Genomic DNA, 16,427 nt, shown 5'->3' on the forward strand with positions numbered 1-16,427 from the left:
GTGGCATTTGGGATATTAATTTAGGTAACAACTCGATCTCGTTTACCCTAAATTCTCTATTTAGCAATGTCACTTCTGGGGATGACATCTATAGATTCAAGGCACCCAGCTTTGGTTTGCCAGGCCAGAACAGAGTGACTGGCTTTACGGTTACGCCTCTCGCAGGCAGCTTGGCTTTTGGTAACAAACCGGTGATTACACGAGTGGCAGGCAACTGGATCGATGTGGTTTTTCCAGTGGGCTTTGCCCCAGGAAATCAGCCCAACCTCACCCTAATTCCTGGACAGCTTGGCTTTAAAGTCAATTTGGAGGTAGAACCAACCCCTGTACCGACCCCGGCGCTGCTGCCTGGACTAGTGGGCATGGGTTTGGCAGCTCTGCGCCAGCGCCGTGAGGACGGTCGAGCAGATAAAACCCAGCCCTAAACTTCCTTAGGGTCAGATGGGCTGATTTCTGAAGCGCTGTCTTTGAAGCGATCTTTGGCCGCGGTGAAGGCCTCTTTCATAGCAGCCTGAATCTTTTTAGGGTCGGGCTTTTTCCCCCCCATTAGGTCGCCGAAGTAGACGCAGGCTCCTTCGCCCAGCGCCCAGGTGTAAGCGGCGGCCCAGGATGCTGCAACCACACTGCCAAAGCCGGGGATAAATTTGACCAGCTCGCGCCCGACAGCTTGGGCAAAAAAACCGCCCGCGATCGCGCTAATTAGCCCACCCGCTTGAGAAGGGCTCAGGGTTTGACCGTAGAGCTTACCCAACAGCACCACCATAGAAACCTGAAGCGCCGTCAGCACCGGCATAGTGGCAAAGGGTAGAGGTACCGCCGCCAGGGTGGCCGCCATAACGGCAAAGGCTGACATGTAGTGCCGCCCCACATCGCGGTAGAGGTTACCCAGCTGGTTGGTGGCCTCAGCCTGCTCGTCCAGCAGTTGGTAAAGCGCCTGGGCCTCGGCCTCAGGGAGCAGGTCAGCCAGGGCATCGCGCATCGCGTCAAGGCCATAGAACACGGGGTCGAAGCCGTCTTCGTCAAGGGTGAAGTCGATCAGCACGGTGCGATCAACCAATCCCTCAAAATTAGCTTGCACGGCCTGAAAGGGACGCTGTACGGACTCCATCTTGGGTGGGTAGGGCGGGTGATTGTCCTGGTTGGGAGGATAGACCTCATGGCTGGAGGTGACCACCAGCAGGCAGGGCACGGTGGGAAACTGCTGACGTAGGCGGACGGCAATTTGGCGCAGGGTGTCGGTGGCAAAATCGTTGATTTTGACTGTCAAAACCAAAATGCGGGCCGTGCGGGTCTCACTGTTGAGATCGTTAACCAGCTCAGCAATGATAGCTTCGGTGGCCTGGGTTACATCCCCTAGCCCTACGGTATCGGTAAAAATCAGCAGGGGCAGATCTTCGGAGGGGTAGGCGTAGCGCTGGGTGTTTTGGGTATGGGGCTTGAAACCCTGACCGATAATATCGGCTGAAACTCCGGTTAACCCTCGCACGATGGAGCTTTTGCCGGCTTGGGGTTTGCCAATCAGCAGAGCCTCGGTGGTGGGCAACTGCTCGCGCACGGCCGCCAAAATTTCGACCACTTTGTCATCGTCAATATTGAACCAGCGGCTGAGCTGCTGATCAGGCCGGAGCTGACCGATGCGCTCGCGCAACAGATGCCAGGCCTCTAGCATCGGAGCGGCCCACGACGGGCTGCCATTGGAGGGATTAGGTTGTGGAGAGTCGCCCATACCCAGGCTCTAATTCTGCTGATCAGATACGGCCATCATGCCACGCCTTGCCCTTCCTCAGCTGCCTTAGTAGTGCAACAGCAGGGCACCGAGATGCCCCTCAGCCCTAGTCATCGAGCAGCACAGAGGGATTGCCCGGTAGGGTAGCGGGCTGTTTTTTGGCCGTTCCGGCGGAGCGGTTGCTGCGGCTGTCGAGCTTACCTTGGGCAATGGGGACAGTGAAGTGAAATTGGCTGCCCTTGTTTTTACCCTCTGATTCGGCCCAGATTATGCCCCCCAGCCCCTCCACAATCTGACGGCACATGGCTAGCCCTAGCCCGGTACCACCGGTAGTCCGCCGCAGCGCCCCTTCTTCTTGATAAAAACGATCGAACACCACATTCAGGCGGCTGGGCTCAATGCCGCGCCCAGTGTCGGCGACGGTGACTTGCAGGTGGGTAGGGCTAGAGCGGGTCACCTGAATAATGATTTTGCCGGTGGTAGGGGTAAATTTTTGGGCATTGTCGAGCAGTTTAGCCAGCACCTCGACCAGCCATTCGCCATCGGCGCGCACTAGGGGCACCTGCTTAGGAATTTTGACCTTAATGGTGGGGGTTGCGGCGCTGTCTTGGCTACCGTGGATGCTGCTGAGGGCCAAATCGACGCATTCCTGAATGGAGAGCGACTCTAGGTTCCACTCGACACGACCGCTCTCAAGCCGTGACAGGGTGAGAAAGTCTTGCACCAGCTTGCGCATGCGCTCGGCATCTTCAAGGGCCGATTGCAGCATAATCTGGCGCAGCTCGTTGGGCATGTCAGGCTCGGTGGCCAGACTTTCGAGACAGACCTGAATCGTCGAGAGCGGGGTGCGTAGCTCATGACCAGTAATGGCGATCAGATTGGCCCGAGTGCGATCGAGGGCTTCGAGCTGCTGGTTGAGGTCCTGTAGGTTAGCGTAGGCCTCAGCCTGAATGATGGCGACGCTGAGCTGGGTGGCGATCGCATCTACCAGGGCTGTATCGTCTTCGCTCCACTCGTAGGGCTGGGGTAGGCAGTGGTGCAGTTCGATCAGGCCCACCAGGCGGTCTTGGTACGTCAGGGGCACAATCAGCCATGATTGAATCTGCCACCGCTCAATCAGGGGCTGAATGGCCTCTAGCTCATAACGAAAAGGCGACTCGCGGTCTTGGGTGTTGGCAATGGCGACAATTTCTTTGGTGTCTTGAATGTAGTCAAATAGGGGATTGGTGGCCAGCGGCCAGGTCTCGCCCAGCAGCGACTCGACCTTGCTGTTGAGGTGCTGGTGCGCAATCACTACCGTGGCGTCGGTGGCGCTACAGGGATAGATTAGGCAGCGACACACGTGTAGCGCTTGGCCCAACTCCTGGGCCGCTTTGGCAAAAATTTCGTCGGCGTTAAGAGACTGCCGCACCACCGAGGTAATGGAGTTAACCAAGCGCTCCCGTCGCTCTTGAGCGGTAATAGCCTTGTAGGCTTTGAGCAGCTTGTACTGCCCTGCCTGGAGGTAGGTGACCAGTCGCTGGGTAAAAGGATCAGGCCCACCGCTGCCGTCGAGGCGTTCAGTAGGCATCAGGGATGGATTGATGTAGCGCTGGCGGGCGATCGCAATTTTGTCAGCCAAGTCAGGGCGGTATCCGGCAATGCGATCGAGCAGCATGTCTGCTGCCCGCTGACTGACGTAGCGGTCTTGGGTCCAAACTCCCTCAAACCGGCGAGTTTGGTCGAGGTGGGGGCCATCTATGGCCGGTACCGGCGATCGCTCTCGACAGATCAAGCAGGCACTGTAGTCAGCCCCCACCACAATCAGATGCCACTCCTGGGTAAGGGCATCGTCGGTGTCAAAGGCGATCGTTTCGTAGTTCTCAGAGCGACTGGCAAAACTAGTACCCAGGGCCGACAATACATAGACCTGATCGGTCAGCTCAGCAATGCGCAGATAGCGGTTAGCCTCCTGCAAATAAAACCGCTCCTGTTGAAAGCTAGCAATCACTAAAAACTTCGCCGTCCCCGCCAGCACGTGATCTTCCATCGCGTGGGACAACGCGGTTAAAGAGGTCTTGAAGTAGAGGCTAGGTCTCAGCTGGGGAATTGCGGTCAGCAATTCTTCCACTACAGAGGTGGAATGGCTCATGGTTCAGTTCAGGGAACCGTCGATTCAAAGGTTCTGCCCTGGCGCTCTCTAGAGAACCCCCAGGAGACCCGGTCGCATCGGCAGCAGTTACTCTCACCTAGCCTACCAGCTACCCCCTTTCCCGATAGATATATTGTAACCATTTGCCAAAAACGGCCCTTGTCAGGGCAGAATGCCTGTTCTATCCGGCGGATCAGCAATAAAAAAACACCTGCGCAAGCTTGCGCAGGTGGCCTAAATACTATGGTTCTAACCCACAGCAAGAACTAACGCTTTGGAGAAAGCTACATCACACCAGTCATATCGCTGGTGTCTTTGAGAAAGCCACTGTAGGCCTCCATGCCGTGCTCGCCAATGTCCAGCCCTTTCATCTCTTCTTCGGCGCTGACCCGCAGGCCCAGCACAGACTTAACCACCAGCCAGAATATGGTGGACAGCACGACCGTAAACAAACCAACGGTCAAGATGCCCAGAATTTGAAGCCCTAGCTGACCCAAGCCGCCACCGTAGAACAGCCCAGAAATACCCTCACCCCCTTGGGTAAAGTTGTTGGGGTTGGCAAACAAACCTACGGCTAGGGTGCCCCAGATGCCACAGACCAGGTGCACCGAGGTAGCACCCACGGGGTCGTCGATTTTAATGCTGTCAAAGAAGCCGACCGCGAACACCACCAGGATGCCGCCAATCAAACCGACCACGAAAGCACCTGCATAACCAAAGACAAAGCAGCCAGCGGTAACCGATACCAGACCAGCCAGAATGCCGTTGATAGTCATCGACAGGTCGGGCTTGCCGCTCATTGCCCAGGAGACAAACGTAGCGGCTACACCACCGGCAGCAGCACCCAGGTTGGTGGTAACCGCGATATAGGCTACGTTTGAATCGGCTGCGAGCTGAGAACCAGGGTTGAACCCAAACCAGCCTAACCAAAGGATGAGGCAGCCCAGGGTCGCAATGCTCAAATTGTGCCCAGGCAGAGCATTAACCTGCCCATCAGAGTTGTACTTACCCATGCGGGGGCCAAGAAAAGCGGCTCCCATGAGCGCCGCCCACCCACCAACAGAGTGCACAATCGTAGACCCGGCAAAGTCGTGGAAACCAAGATCAGCCAGCCAGCCGCCACCCCAGAGCCAGTGGCCTGTGATGGGGTAGGCAATAGCGGTCAGCAAAACGCTGAAGATGAGAAAGTCAACAAACTTGATGCGCTCGGCTACCGCCCCAGACACGATGGTGGCAGCAGTACCAGCGAAGGCAACCTGAAACAGGAAGAACGTATCCTTAGTGAGGTTTATGCCATCGGGACCTAAACCGTACAGTTCAGGGGCACCACCGAGGAAGAAGCTCCCCCAGCCTACCCAGCCGTTGCCATTGGCACCAAACATCAGCGAAAAGCCGATGAACCAAAAGGCTAGGGTGGCTAGAGCAAAAACAATCAGGTTTTTGGTCAACACGTTGACAGCATTCTTTTGCCGGCAAAAGCCAGTCTCCACCATGGCGAAGCCAGCGTTCATGAAAATGACCAAGAACGAACAGACCAGCACCCAAATGTTATTGAGGGTGACTTGCACATCGGCAGCAGTCAACTCTTCCTGAGCGTGAGCTGCGACTCCCCAGGTGGCCAGAATAATCAACGCCAATGGGATACAGGCTACCCAAGCCCAACCGCCAACCCGGGCGAATAGACGCTTAAACACCTGGTCAAAGGGCGGCACATTAGCATTCCAAAAGCTCGGCTTAGACCGCCTCCGGAACTTAGAACGATTACGCAACACTAGATTAGACATCTCAACAGACGTTCCTTCAACACAATCAGACAGTGAACACGGCCTACCGCTTTTCGGATCTGTGTCTCAGCCGCATAGCAGTGAGAAGATCCGCATGGGAGCTAAGGCCCACAGAATAGATGCATTCTGCGAACCACATACAAAGTTGCAAGTTTCTAACGGCAGCTACGTCAACCGAAAAATAACCTTTAGAAACCCACACCGATCTGCCTAAACATTTTTGAGATTAAGGGCAGAGGAATTTGCGTGTAAATAGAACAAGTTGATTCCATCAATTCTGAGGCAAGCAATCTGTATCAAGCGATACACAACACCACACAAGGCTGCTACATCCCTTATGTAATCCTTAAAACACGGGGTTAATTAACTGCAAATTAATTTGTTTGTCAAAGATGTTTTAAGGAACATTGCAGTCAAAAAAGGCGCTGGTGTCTTCTAAACTTGATTTGCCAAGTAGCTTTGGGGTCCAAGCTGCTCGAGTTTTTGCTGTTTGGCGAGCACTGAAGCTTCAAGAGCGCGGCGATATTGGGCGACCTGGTCGAGTAGGGTAGGACGATCGGTGGCCAAAATCTGCACTGCCAGCAGCCCAGCATTCGTGGCATTGCCAATGGCAACTGTGGCTACCGGAATGCCCGCTGGCATTTGCACAATGGAGTAGAGCGAATCGAGCCCTTGCATAGTGCGGCTGACTACGGGGACGCCGATTACTGGTAGTGGGGTGAGGGCAGCGACCATGCCGGGCAGGTGAGCGGCTCCTCCGGCCCCGGCAATGATCACCTTGAGGCCGCGATCGCGGGCAGTTTGAGCATAGGTAACCATGCGCTCGGGGGTACGGTGGGCCGACACAATGGCCACTTCGTGGGCGACCCCAAACTCAGTACAGATCTCAATAGCTGCCGCCATGGTGGGCAAGTCTGAATCGCTGCCCATGATGATGCCAATTTCAGGGCTGTTATCAGAGCCAATCTCAGGGTTAGTCATCGCCTTCGCTGCCGTCGAAAAGTGCCTACCCATCATGCCACTGGCGGGTTTCAGGCGATGGCCTTAGAGGCATAGGGGAAGGTTGAGTTTCGTTGCGGGCCGTTTTGGCGCAGCAAAACATCATAGAATTTTACAGAAATTAGCAAACTCCGAAGCCCTCCCTATGACTGCCACTGACGACAAAACCGTAGTTCGCGAATACTTCAATGCCACTGGCTTTGACCGCTGGCAGCGCATCTACGGCGATGGCGAAGTCAATAAAGTCCAGCTCGACATTCGCAAGGGTCATCAGCAGACCGTAGACACGCTGATGGGCTGGCTAGAGGCCGATGGCAATCTGGCTGGGCTCACCTGCTGCGATGCGGGCTGCGGCGTAGGCAGTCTAACGATTCCCCTAGCTCAGGCAGGTGCTCAGGTCTATGCCAGCGACATCTCCGCCAAAATGGTCGAGGAGGCTCGCCAACGAGCTGAGGTAGCTTTAGAGGGCAAAAATTTGCCTACCTTCGAGGTCAAAGACCTGGAGGAGTTGGCCGGTCGCTACCACACAGTGATTTGCTTAGACGTGCTGATTCACTATCCCCAAGACAAAGTGCAGGGCATGATCAGCCATCTTGGTTCCCTGGCCGAGTCGCGCCTGATTATGAGCTTTGCGCCCAAGACGCTGTTCTATAGCGCGCTGAAGAAGGTGGGCGAATTCTTCCCGGGGCCAAGCAAAACCACCCGCGCCTACCTGCACCGGGAGGCCGACATTGTGAAGGCGCTGGAGGCCGACGGCTGGCGCATTGAGCGCCGCACCTTGACCAAGACCCAGTTTTACTTCTCGCGCATGCTAGAAGCCGTCAAAGACTAGTAGCCCGCTATAGGCAGGAACGAGACAGCCATGACTGTAGAGCGGCTATGGATTGCGATCGCAGCGGTGCTGGGCGGCACCGCCGTAGCCGCGGGAGCCTTTGCCACCCACGCCCTTAAGCCTCAGCTCAGCGATCGGCTGCTGGCGGTGTTTGAGACCGCAGCCCGCTATCAGATGTATCACGCTCTGGCTCTGCTGCTGCTGGCCCTAGTGCGGCACCAAGGGCTAGCGGCCCCAGGATGGCTCGCCGCCTCGGGGTGGGCCTTGATCGCCGGTACTGTCGTATTTTCGGGCAGCCTCTATGCCCTGGCACTGACGGGTCGAACTATGCTGGGGGCCGTGGCCCCGATTGGCGGCGCGGCCTTGATGGTGGGCTGGGCCTGTCTGGCCATAGCCGGGCTGCGGGGGGCTGGAGAGAGTTAGGGAGGCAAAGGGTATCGGGATTGGGTGACTTGCTGACCATATTTTTCTCTCTGAAGCGCTATCTCTATCCAGAGTCCACCCACTCAGCCCAGGCGGGCAGGCTATGATGACCCTGTGTCACGCCGGGCCGCTATGTTTGAATACCTATCGCCGCGATCGCTGGCTACGCCCCAGGAGATCATCGAGTACCTGGAACTCCAGCAAGCCGCCCAAGATTTCCGCCTGGAGGTTGAGCACCGGACCAACCTGGAAGCTTACTACCAGTGGTATGACCAAGTAGCCACCGAAAACCGCCGCGATCTGGAGCAGATGCGGACGGAGGCCAACCTTCTGACCTGGTTCAGCCGTCGCTCTATCTAAGAGAGCAACAGAGCCTGATCCAATCAACTTTTTGAGCGATTTGCGCCCAAGACTAGAGCAGTTCTAACTCATCTTGCTTGAGGTGAGCGCGCATGGGCCGCTTGGCCCCCTCGACCTCAAACTCCACCTGAACCGGAAAATTAGGGCTGATGGGGCGACCCTTGTAGTCGGTGAGAATAGTCACAACGACTCCCTCTAAACCTTTAGCATCGAAGGCTTCGTTGCGGTGCAGCGGGTGGTGATAAAAAATAACCGATTCTTTGATTCGGACGCGTTCGCCAACATTCATAGCACACACTCGCTCTTACTCAATCCTCCCTAGCGCCTGGTGACCAGGTGGGAACTTGCTTTTTTGTAGCCCTATTATCTTTGCACAGGATGGGCGCTTGCACGTGGCTGCTGCCGATTAGGTCGAGCTATTCCCTGATTGAGGGCCGTAGGGCTGCATGAGTTCATCCAAACGCTGGGCCATGGCGGCCATTTCGGGGTCGCGGCGGGAGACTGATTGAGTGCGGTCCTGAAACGCCTGGCCAATTTCGGTGTCATAGAGCAGGTGACGGGCCTGGTTGAGCAACTCGGGAGCGCGCTCTAGGGGCTGGGGCTGCTTTGACATCAGCACCTCGTCGATTTGCACAATCAGCTGAGAGATAGGCCGCAGCCAGCTAAATTGCTCATGGTTGAGCACCAGACGCAGGTAGTCGCCCTTGTTGGCGATCGCACCGTGGTTGGCCTCGTAGCGGTCTTTCTCAGCGTCCATTAAAATTTTGTGGGCCTTCAGCAGCAGGGGTCGAAACTGGCGCAGGGATTCAAAGGCCGGATCAGAAGCAGGATTACCAACAGTCATGTAACTCTCGCGCAGGCGTGCAGTACTCCCTTCACCATTCCACGAATAGAGAGCGATTTCAAGCCGCCCGGTGCTGAGGGGCGATCGCCCCCATGGGGTGACTGGGTTTGGTGTCACAATAGCCCTACATTCCTTTTATCTGGTCATGGACTTTACCACCGTTCGCCCTGGGCAGCTTTCCATCATTGCTAACGATTTCGACGCCCGGCCGATGAGCTTTGTGCAAGATGGCGATCGCCAGGGCTACGAACCGGCTGTGGCGCGGGCGGTGAGCGAGGCCCTGGGGTTGGTACCGGTGTGGTTTGACTGCCCACCCGAAGAGTTTTACCCCACCCTTAGCACTGGCGATTACGACGTGGTGTGGTTTAGCCAAGCTATTACCCAAGATCGCCGCGCCTGGGCCGACTTTACCCGCCCCTACGGTCGCTTTGACGAAGCCGTGCTGGTGCGCGAAGATAGCCCTATCCAGACGTTGGAAGACCTAGCGGGCAAGCGGCTCGGCTCCCTGGCGGGCAGCAGTCCCCTAATTCTCACTGAGGCTTTGCCTGACCTAGAATGGGTGCCGTTTGAAGGGGCTGACCACACCCGGCCCGCCCTGCTGACAGCCTTGAGCCAAGGCGCGATCGATGCCCTGGTGGGCGATGCCCTGCTGCTACTTACCGCCGAGGCCGACACCACTAGCCTGCGAGTAGCTTTTCAAATTCCCACCCAGCACCCCTTTGGCGTTGGGGTGCTACCAGGCAACCGAGAACTGCTAGAGGCCCTCAATCAGGCGATCAATCAGCTAATTATGAACGGCACCCTGGCTAAGCTGTGGGCCCAGTGGATTCCCTACAAGCCGTTTCCGTTTTAGCAGGGTCGAGGTTGGGAGCGGGCAGTTGGGCAATGAATGCCGTTGCATCCTTCACTGAGAGGGGCGAAGAGAAGTAATAGCCCTGCCCCCCCTGACACTGGTGGGCCTGGAGGTAAGCCACCTGCTCGCCGGTTTCAATGCCCTCGGCCACCACCGTCAAATTGAGGTTGGTGGCCAAGCTGATAATGGCTTTGACAATTTCGTAGTCGTCCGTGCTGGGGCCAGAGTGGTGCAGGTGGGTAATAAACGACTTGTCAATTTTGAGCACGTCGATGGGAAATCGATGCAGGTAGCTGAGGGATGAGTAGCCGGTACCAAAGTCATCCATACAGATCTGGATGCGGCGCTGGCGCAGCTGTTTGAGCAGATCAATAGCCATCTGGGCGTTTTGAATCAGCACGCTTTCGGTGATTTCAACCTTCAGGTGCTGCCCCTGCAGGTGATTGCGGCTCAGGGCAGCGTCTATTTGCTGAATCAAGTCAGGGCGCACAAATTGCTTACCGGAGAGATTGACGCTGACGGTGAGAGGTCGACTGTGGGGCAGCTCTCGATGCCAATAGCTCAGCTGACGGCAGGCCTCGTTTAGGGTCCACAGGTCGAGGGCAGTAATCAGTCCAGTGTTTTCGGCAACGGGGATAAAGTCGAGGGGAGGCACCAGCCCCCGGCGGGGATGCTGCCACCGCACCAAAGCCTCAAACCCCTGCACCGTGCCGGTGGCCAAATTGACGATGGGCTGATAATACAGCCGCAGTTCACCCCGCTCTAGGGCGCGGCGCAGGTCGTTCTCAAGCTCCATCTGCTGCATCACCATGGTGTGCATAGGAGCGTCAAAAATGGCGTACTCGCGGTTGCTGCCCTTGGCTTTGTACATGGCGATATCGGCATCACGCAGCATTTGGTTGGGGTCGGTGTAGGTGGTGGCGCTGAGGGCGATGCCAATGCTGGCGTGGACAAAGACCTCATGCCCCTGGAGCAGCACCGGGCTTTCGAGAATGGCGTGAATGCGCTGGGCCATGGTGACGGCAACAGCGGCATCGCTGATATTAGACAGCAGCACCACAAATTCGTCGCCCCCCAAACGGGCGGCCACATCTGCCGGACGCAGGCAGGTTTGCAATCGCTGGGCCACCACCTGAAGCAGCTGATCGCCCATGGCATGACCCAGACTGTCGTTGATCACTTTGAAGCGATCGAGGTCGAGAAACAGCAGGGCAAACTGACGATTCGCGCAGCTTAAAGCCTGCGGCATCTCAGAAGCGGGCACCGACTCGAAACAAGTATCCGTCCCGGAATCGCAGCAGAGGTCGGGCGCACCATCAAAGGTAGCGCCCACTGGAGAACAATGGTTGGGGCAGTGGTGGTGCAGGTGCTCAAGCGCCTGAGCCAGCCGTTCTAAGAACAGCGTGCGGTTGGGCAGCCCGGTGAGGCGATCGTGGGAGGCATCGTAGCGCAGCTGGGCCTCCAGCCGCTTGCGCTCGGTCAGCTCGATCTGGGCCTGGGCATAGAGCTCGGCTTGGTGAATGGCGATCGCCAAATGGTCGGCTAACCGCTTAATGAGTTTGATTTCGGCCTCGCTCCAACAGCGGGGGCCAGGGCAATGATGAACGCTCAATATACCTTTGACCTCGCCCCGATAGCGAATTGAAACGGCTAGAATCGCCCCAATATTCAGCTCTTGAGCCAGGGCCAGGTTGGGCAGCAGCATCGGTTCAGCCCTGACATCGTCTACGACCACCGGCAGCTCCTCAGCCAACACTCGCTGGGCATGGGGGTTGCCTTCAATGGGAATCACCTGCCCCTGCAAACTATCAAAACCGGGCGTACTAGCCGTGTTGGTGTGCACCAACACCTGGTCGGTCGCCTGACAGAGAATCACTAGGCCGCGACTGGCTGCGAAGGTGTGGAGCATTTCGGTCGCCGCCCGCTGGAGCAGCGTCTCCAGCTCCAGACTGTCGCTAATGGCGCTGATGATGTTGTTGAGCAACTTTTCCTGCTGGGCCAGGGCGCTGGTCTGAGCCAGCAGCTGGCTCTGCTGGAGGGCGATCGCCACTTGGTCAGCCAGCTGAGATAATAGGGCACGCTCCTTGGGCTGCCACTGGCGCGGCCCGCGGCAGTGGTGAGCGCACAGCAGCCCCCACAGATGGCTGCCACAGTTAATCGGCACAACCAGATTGGCCTGCACCTGAAAGCGCTTCAGCAGCGCGCGGTAGCAGGGGTCAATGTTAGCCTCAGCCACGTTGTCGATGTGGTGGGTGCGGCCTCGGCGGTAGCGGTGGGCCAAGCCGGGCTTGGTTAAAAAACAAGTGTCTTCTACGGTGAGGCCGAAGGTTGCATCCCAAGGGGGCAGCACGGATTCAACCGCCATAGTGCCGCTGAGGTCAGCGTTAAAGCGATAGATGAGCACTCGGTCGGTCTGCAAAAACTGCCGCACCTCGGTGACCGTGGTCTGCAAGATCTGCTTGACCTCTAGAGATTGGTGAATGTGTTGAGTAATGGTGCGAATCAGATGCTCTTCTTCGGCCTGGCGGCGCAGAGCCTCCTGGGCCTTAACAAGGGGAGTGATATCGGTAGCCACTGACCCCAAAATGGGGGTGCCATCGGCCTCCAGGCTCACGGGAAACAGTACTGAGCTAAACACCCGCTGCTCCCCCTGAAGGTACAGCGTATCTTCTACGGTCAGGGAGGTTTGGGTGGTGACGATGTGCTGCACCCGCTCCATAAAAACGCTCAACACCGAGGGCGGCAGCAGATCGGCAAAGGAACGCCCCACCACATCCTCAGGATGCAGGCCAAACTGGGCAGCGGTGGCCTGATTGACTCGCCGATAACGTCCATTGGCGTCAAAGATGCTGACCAGAGCCGGAGAATTGTCGATAAACGCCTGCATCTGCTGGTTAGCGCTGACTAGGGCCTGCTCAGTATGCTTGCGATCGCTGATATCGAGCACAACAATATCCCAAGCAATGTCGCCGTTGGCCAAACATTCTGGGCAACCCATGCCCTGAAGCCAGGTCTGCCGCCCCGAGGGAGTGAGCAGACGCCATTCGCAAAACCAGGGGGTGAGGGTAGCGCCAGAACTCTGGAGCAGCCCCTGCACGGTGCTGCGATCCTCGGGGTGAATGGACAGCCAAAGCCGCTGGGGCTGGCCGAGCAGTTGCTCGGGCTCTAGCTCCCACATGTCGACACAGCCGGTGCTGACGTAGGTGATATCGTCGGCCCCAGAGGGATGCTGCACGTAGCGCAGCACGACCCCCGGCAGGTTAGCCAGCACCGGCTGTAGGCGGCTTTTGTGGCCTTGGCGAGGGGCAACCTGGCGCTGATGGGTTACGTCTGGCCCAACGCTGGTGAACCGCTGCACCAAGCCGGTGGCGCTGGTCAAAACAGTGGTGTTCCAAGCGATCAGGCGGCGATCGCCGCTGCGGGTGAGAATTTCAGTCTCATGGCGAACAGCCCCTTGGCTCTGGCCCACGGCGGCTCGTAATAGCTCACTCAGCGCCTGGCGATCGCTAGCGGGGATAAACAGCTCAAGCCAGTTGCCACCCACAACTTCGTGGCGTTGCCAGCCGGTGAGGGTGAGCAAGTAATCGTTACAGAGCAAAATGTGGCCATTGGCATCGACCACTAGCCCCGCCATAGCCATCGTTTCGATCACCGCCCAAAAATGCTGCTCCGATGCTTGTAAATCGCCGATTTGGTCATCGCCTGTCCGGGCATCGGGAGCACCCACTACAGGATCGAAATCAGGCAAAGAAGTCCAATCATCGGTCATACAAGACGTTTCTAGGGGCGAGGCAGCCTGTGAGGACTACGCAAACCAGAGGCATTCCCAACTCATTCTTCCCACCCTGCAACCGTATACAGGGTGACTGTTCATAGGTCTTAATGTGTTCTATGGTAATTACCCCCAGGTAATTCTGGTAGCTTCAGTGCTAAGCACCCACCAGCATAGCGAAGCCCTCAGCGCGATCGCACCGAGGGCTATAGCCTTGCCGTCTTTACCCTTAAGCTAGGGCGGGCCGCCTATAAACAGGCTAGAGAAACTGCTGCCAGTTTTCACTGCGAAACAGGGCTCGCTCAGCCTTGCGGCGGCGCTGTAGGCCAGGCATCACATTGCCCCCGGCATAAATCCACTTGGCGAACTCCTCAGACGCTCCAGCCATGTCTCCGGCGTTGAGCTTCTTTAGTAGGGTAGACGACTGCAAATTGCTGGGGCCGACGTTGAAGGTAAACGACACCAGCGCCGAGAACTGGTCGCTGGTCAGGGTGCGAGTCACAGCATCGGAGACGGCTTTTTCATACTTTTTGAGGTCGCGCTTGAGAATCTCTTCGGCCTCGGCCCGAGTGATGGTGAGCCCGCGGTAGACCTGCGGTGCCCCTGCAGAGGAGGTATGGCCATAGCCAATGGTCCAGGGTTCACCACCGGTGCCGGGGTCGGGGTAGGCGCTGAGGCTCAGGCCCTCAAACCCCTTAATAATCGCTAGCCCAGCGGCGTTGATGGTGTTGCCTGGGGGCGGGGGTGGCGGGGGAGGTGGCGCGGGCGGCATGGGCTGAGGCTCAGGTCCTCCAGTGCCGATAGACACCGTCATGGCGCGGGGATAATCATCCCGCTGAAACCATGTCTTGACGCTGCCAACGTTGACTACCTGCTCCTTGGGATTATTGCTCGACGGATATTTCGTGATGCGAGAGATCCAGTAGCCTCCCTGCATCAGGTAGATTGCAATGTCTGTTTCTTTAATCCAGGTTCCCATATGACCTCCCCGGAGCAGTCCGCATACCAGGAATTTACAATACTTTCGGAATAATGGGCCATTGAGTTTTGGCCAGGTTCTACCATTTTGCCCACCGTGGAGCATAGATTTAACCCCTATAGCCCGGCCAATCGCCATAGCCAGCCGCGCGATCGGCGAGAGCTACGCCCTAGCAGTTCGGTTTGGCACGGCCAAAGTTCGTCCCTAACCAAGGTTTCACCTGCTACCGCCGCGGGCTGACCAGTAATTTTTTGTCTACTCTAAGCTGAGGTTGCACTTTGCCCCTGGCAAGGCTAAGTCAACACCGCCCTGACAAACCCAGCAGAAGGTTTTTTCCAGGCAGACGATTCAGTCGTTAAGATATTCAAAGCTTAGTGTCTTTTCTGGTGGCTTATTATCTCCATGGCTTTGCTCTCAGCAACCGCAGATTTGCCCTCCCGCCTGGTTTCACCCACCATTCGTCGCTTACCCAACGGCCTTACAGTCATTGCTGAGCAAATGCCCTTAGAGGTTGTCAACCTGAGCCTATGGCTGCGGGTAGGCTCAGCGGTAGAAAGCGACGCCATCAACGGCATGGCCCACTTTCTAGAGCACATGATCTTTAAGGGCACTCAGCAGCTGCAATGCGGTGAGTTTGAGCGCCAAGTGGAAGAGCGCGGGGCCTTGACTAACGCTGCCACCAGCCAAGACTACACCAAGTACTACATCACCACAGCGCCCCAAGACTTCGCCACCCTGGCCCCGCTGCAAATTCAGATGGTGATGGCTCCGCGCCTCAGCGACCATGATTTTGAGCGCGAGCGCCCGGTGATTTTGGAAGAAATTCGTCGCGCAGACGACAACCCCCGCCGCCGTACCTATTCCCGCACCATGGAGCTGGTGTTTGACCGGCTGCCCTACCGTCGCCCGGTGCTGGGGCCGACCACCGTGGTCGAGGGGCTCACCCCGGCACAAATGCGAGAGTTCCACAGCACTTGGTACCAGCCCCAGAGCATGACGGCAGTGGCGGTGGGCAACCTGCCGGTAGAAACCCTGATTGCCACGGTAGCCGAGGGTTTTGAGCAAGCCATGGCCCAGCGCCCCACGCCGCCAGACACCGCCAGCACTATTGAACGGTTCAAGCCGCTGCTGCCCGACGACTTGGAGCCCCCCTTTACGGACGTGCGGCGGGCGACCCACACCGATCCGGCTATGGCCCAGGCGCGTCTGGTGATGGCCTGGCGAGTGCCAGGGGTGACTCACCTAGAGGATACCTACGGCCTCGACATCCTAGCCTCGATTTTGGGGCGGGGGCTAACCTCACGCCTGGTACGCGACCTGCGGGAAGAGCGCAAGCTGGTGACTAGCATTAGCTGTACCAACATGACCATGGCTCACCAGGGGGCGTTTATGGTGTCGGCCCAGCTGCCCGCCGAAGATTTAGATCAGGTGGAGGGAGCGATCGCCCAGCACATTGCCACCGTGATGGAGGAGCCTGTCAGCCCCACAGAACTGAGCCGCGTGCAAACCCAGGTGGCCAACCGGTTTATCTTTGCCAACGAAACACCGAGCGATCGCGCTGGGCTTTACGGTTACTATCAGACCCTGACGGGTGACATTACTGAAGGGCTCAACTACCCGGCCTATATTCAAAAGCTGGGCGTCAAGGATGTGTTGCAGTCGGCCCAGCGCTATCTCTCCAGCGAGGCCTACGGGGTGGTTGCCTTACAGCCAGCGGCTTAGGA

The 16,427-nt window shown here is 57.4% G+C and carries 14 protein-coding genes; 6 read left to right on the forward strand and 8 right to left on the reverse strand.

Annotated elements, in window-relative coordinates; genetic code table 11:
* The first annotated feature begins 191 nt into the window (after positions 1 to 191).
* Positions 192 to 425 carry a PTPA-CTERM sorting domain-containing protein gene (locus NC979_RS14605; RefSeq protein WP_190515195.1) on the forward strand — a complete coding sequence of 78 codons (234 nt, stop codon included), beginning with the start codon at positions 192 to 194 and terminating at the stop codon, positions 423 to 425.
* Here the strand turns inward: NC979_RS14605 and NC979_RS14610 are convergent.
* The 4 genes from NC979_RS14610 to purE form a co-directional block, all read right to left on the reverse strand.
* Complete coding sequence (locus NC979_RS14610) at positions 422 to 1,726, reverse strand: GTPase family protein (RefSeq protein WP_190515203.1); 1,305 nt, start codon at positions 1,724 to 1,726, stop codon at positions 422 to 424. The genes NC979_RS14605 and NC979_RS14610 overlap by 4 nt on opposite strands.
* A 106-nt stretch (positions 1,727 to 1,832) precedes the next feature.
* The gene (locus tag NC979_RS14615; RefSeq protein ID WP_190515206.1) at positions 1,833 to 3,857 is read right to left on the reverse strand and encodes a DICT sensory domain-containing protein; all 2,025 of its coding nucleotides are present in this window, start codon (positions 3,855 to 3,857) and stop codon (positions 1,833 to 1,835) included.
* Positions 3,858 to 4,141: 284 nt separating this feature from the next.
* Positions 4,142 to 5,569, reverse strand: a complete 1,428-nt coding sequence (locus tag NC979_RS14620; protein WP_431191069.1) for an ammonium transporter — start codon at positions 5,567 to 5,569, stop codon at positions 4,142 to 4,144.
* A 507-nt stretch (positions 5,570 to 6,076) separates the two neighbouring features.
* Positions 6,077 to 6,622: a 5-(carboxyamino)imidazole ribonucleotide mutase gene (gene purE / locus NC979_RS14625; protein WP_190515211.1), complete on the reverse strand. Its 546-nt coding sequence runs from the start codon at positions 6,620 to 6,622 to the stop codon at positions 6,077 to 6,079.
* Between the two features lie 163 nt (positions 6,623 to 6,785).
* Here purE and bchM point away from each other — a divergent pair, with 163 nt between their 5' ends.
* The 3 genes from bchM (at position 6,786) to NC979_RS14640 (ending at position 8,255) form a co-directional block, all read left to right on the forward strand.
* Entirely contained in the window at positions 6,786 to 7,472 is a 687-nt protein-coding gene (gene bchM, locus NC979_RS14630) for a magnesium protoporphyrin IX methyltransferase (RefSeq protein WP_190515213.1), read from the forward strand.
* 30 nt (positions 7,473 to 7,502) lie between these two features.
* Positions 7,503 to 7,895 (forward strand): DUF423 domain-containing protein, encoded by a 393-nt coding sequence (locus NC979_RS14635; RefSeq protein WP_190515215.1) that lies wholly within the window; start codon positions 7,503 to 7,505, stop codon positions 7,893 to 7,895.
* A 114-nt stretch (positions 7,896 to 8,009) separates the two neighbouring features.
* A complete protein-coding gene (locus NC979_RS14640) occupies positions 8,010 to 8,255 on the forward strand; it encodes a hypothetical protein (protein WP_190515218.1) in 246 nt (81 codons plus the stop codon).
* Between the two features lie 52 nt (positions 8,256 to 8,307).
* Here the strand turns inward: NC979_RS14640 and NC979_RS14645 are convergent, their stop codons facing one another.
* The gene (locus NC979_RS14645; RefSeq protein WP_190515220.1) at positions 8,308 to 8,544 is read right to left on the reverse strand and encodes a ferredoxin-thioredoxin reductase variable chain; all 237 of its coding nucleotides are present in this window, start codon (positions 8,542 to 8,544) and stop codon (positions 8,308 to 8,310) included.
* A 117-nt stretch (positions 8,545 to 8,661) separates the two neighbouring features.
* Positions 8,662 to 9,216 carry a hypothetical protein gene (locus tag NC979_RS14650; protein WP_190515223.1) on the reverse strand — a complete coding sequence of 185 codons (555 nt, stop codon included), beginning with the start codon at positions 9,214 to 9,216 and terminating at the stop codon, positions 8,662 to 8,664.
* A 28-nt stretch (positions 9,217 to 9,244) separates the two neighbouring features.
* On the opposite strand from NC979_RS14650, the gene NC979_RS14655 reads away from it, so the two are divergent.
* Positions 9,245 to 9,952, forward strand: a complete 708-nt coding sequence (locus NC979_RS14655; RefSeq protein WP_190515226.1) for a substrate-binding periplasmic protein — start codon at positions 9,245 to 9,247, stop codon at positions 9,950 to 9,952.
* Here the strand turns inward: NC979_RS14655 and NC979_RS14660 are convergent.
* Entirely contained in the window at positions 9,906 to 13,721 is a 3,816-nt protein-coding gene (locus NC979_RS14660) for a bifunctional diguanylate cyclase/phosphodiesterase (RefSeq protein ID WP_190515229.1), read from the reverse strand. The genes NC979_RS14655 and NC979_RS14660 overlap by 47 nt on opposite strands.
* Before the next feature lie 262 nt (positions 13,722 to 13,983).
* The gene (locus tag NC979_RS14665) at positions 13,984 to 14,703 is read right to left on the reverse strand and encodes a lysozyme (protein ID WP_190515231.1); all 720 of its coding nucleotides are present in this window, start codon (positions 14,701 to 14,703) and stop codon (positions 13,984 to 13,986) included.
* A gap of 402 nt (positions 14,704 to 15,105) precedes the next feature.
* Between NC979_RS14665 and NC979_RS14670 the strand changes: the two genes are divergently transcribed.
* Complete coding sequence (locus NC979_RS14670) at positions 15,106 to 16,425, forward strand: M16 family metallopeptidase (protein WP_190515234.1); 1,320 nt, start codon at positions 15,106 to 15,108, stop codon at positions 16,423 to 16,425.
* The last annotated feature ends 2 nt before the right edge of the window (positions 16,426 to 16,427 follow it).

The organism is Leptolyngbya subtilissima AS-A7, from assembly GCF_039962255.1.
In the GTDB taxonomy this organism is placed as follows: Bacteria; Cyanobacteriota; Cyanobacteriia; order Phormidesmidales; family Phormidesmidaceae; genus Nodosilinea.

What these genes read in the sequence shown, in the direction of transcription:
- NC979_RS14615 (WP_190515206.1), bottom strand. Translation starts at nt 3,857, where the DNA reads ATGAGCCATTCCACCTCTGTAGTGGAAGAATTGCTGACCGCAATTCCC.
- purE (WP_190515211.1), bottom strand. Translation starts at nt 6,622, where the DNA reads ATGACTAACCCTGAGATTGGCTCTGATAACAGCCCTGAAATTGGCATC.
- NC979_RS14655 (WP_190515226.1), top strand. Translation starts at nt 9,245, where the DNA reads ATGGACTTTACCACCGTTCGCCCTGGGCAGCTTTCCATCATTGCTAAC.
- NC979_RS14635 (WP_190515215.1), top strand. Translation starts at nt 7,503, where the DNA reads ATGACTGTAGAGCGGCTATGGATTGCGATCGCAGCGGTGCTGGGCGGC.
- NC979_RS14665 (WP_190515231.1), bottom strand. Translation starts at nt 14,703, where the DNA reads ATGGGAACCTGGATTAAAGAAACAGACATTGCAATCTACCTGATGCAG.
- NC979_RS14645 (WP_190515220.1), bottom strand. Translation starts at nt 8,544, where the DNA reads ATGAATGTTGGCGAACGCGTCCGAATCAAAGAATCGGTTATTTTTTAT.
- NC979_RS14610 (WP_190515203.1), bottom strand. Translation starts at nt 1,726, where the DNA reads ATGGGCGACTCTCCACAACCTAATCCCTCCAATGGCAGCCCGTCGTGG.
- bchM (WP_190515213.1), top strand. Translation starts at nt 6,786, where the DNA reads ATGACTGCCACTGACGACAAAACCGTAGTTCGCGAATACTTCAATGCC.
- NC979_RS14660 (WP_190515229.1), bottom strand. Translation starts at nt 13,721, where the DNA reads ATGACCGATGATTGGACTTCTTTGCCTGATTTCGATCCTGTAGTGGGT.
- NC979_RS14670 (WP_190515234.1), top strand. Translation starts at nt 15,106, where the DNA reads ATGGCTTTGCTCTCAGCAACCGCAGATTTGCCCTCCCGCCTGGTTTCA.